The sequence below is a fragment of the Kocuria subflava genome, assembly GCF_012163155.1.
Lineage (GTDB): Bacteria > Actinomycetota > Actinomycetes > Actinomycetales > Micrococcaceae > Kocuria > Kocuria subflava.
Genome location: NZ_JAAVUN010000160.1, coordinates 1 through 612, shown reverse-complemented (window position 1 = coordinate 612; position 612 = coordinate 1). Strand labels below are relative to the sequence as shown.

The window sequence follows — 612 nt, the reverse complement described above, 5'->3', positions numbered from 1 at the left end:
CCGATCTGCGGGGCTTCGGACGGCCCGGGCCCTCGCCGCGGGAGGCAGAGGGCCCTGCGGAGACGGGCGGCGCCGACGGTGCCGGCCGGCACAACGTGGCCAACTACGTCCGGTTTCTGCGTTCCTTCATCCAGCGCTTGACCGACGGGGCGGTGAACCCCGAGTCGGATCACGGGGTCGCGTTGCTGGGGCACAGTTTCGGATCCGTCGTGGCCGCTCACCTGGCCGCGGAGTCCCCCGCCATGGTGCAGCGGCTGATCCTGGTGAACCCGATCAGCGAACCGGCACTGACCAGTGACCGCGTGTGGGCCTCCCAGGTCGCCGACACGTACTACAGCCTCGGGTCCAAGCTGCCTTTCGGGTTGGGCGACAAACTCCTGCGCAGCAACACCGCGACGGACATCATGAGCCGGGAACTGACCACCACGCAGGATCCGGAACTGCGCGAATACATCGTCAACCAGCACCGCGCCTACTTCGGCAGTTACGCCGAGAAGCGCGTGATCCGCGAAGCCTACGTCTCCTCGATCTCCCGGACCGTGGCCGAAGTGGGGCCGCCTCTCACCATGCCGGTACTCCTGATCACGGGTGGGGGGGGCCCCGTGGGGGCGC

1 protein-coding gene is annotated in these 612 nt (G+C 68.6%); it reads left to right on the top strand.

The genetic code is table 11. The features are described from left to right. Positions 1–612: alpha/beta hydrolase (locus GTW58_RS13535; protein WP_168023605.1), on the top strand; the 612-nt coding region annotated here is incomplete at both ends.